This is a genomic window from Candidatus Protochlamydia sp. R18, assembly GCF_000648255.1.
Classification (GTDB): domain Bacteria; phylum Chlamydiota; class Chlamydiia; order Chlamydiales; family Parachlamydiaceae; genus Protochlamydia; species Protochlamydia amoebophila.
The window spans coordinates 1-334 of record NZ_BASL01000451.1 but is presented as its reverse complement, the minus strand read 5'-3'; the positions used below and the strand labels follow the sequence as shown (position 1 = coordinate 334).

General features: G+C 32.9%; 1 pseudogene. It reads right to left on the bottom strand.

The features are described from left to right. Positions 1-292 (bottom strand): annotated as a pseudogene (locus TY19_RS12350) (IS1/IS1595 family N-terminal zinc-binding domain-containing protein); the annotation flags it as partial. Positions 293-334 lie beyond the last annotated feature (42 nt).

Here is a 334-nt window from a genome sequence, read left to right as displayed (position 1 = left end):
ATCTTTCTCACGACAAGTGACTTGTGCATTTAAATCCTCAGGCAAATCATTGATAATGAGATTAATAAAATCTAGCAGCCATGGCATACTTACATCAAAAATTCTACAAATTTATTAAGAGACACCCTTTCTAAAAGAGCTTTTCTGATAAGTTCCTTTGTTTGTTAAGGATTTTAGCTTCATTGTTTTCGCTCCACTGTTTGCCACATTCTTAACAGCGAAAATTTTACTTTTCATGTCTTGTATAACCATTCTTCTTTACCAAATCTGAGCCACAGTGCGTACATTTCATTGCTCTTCTCCGCTTGAATTAGAATAATTAATCTATCAAATT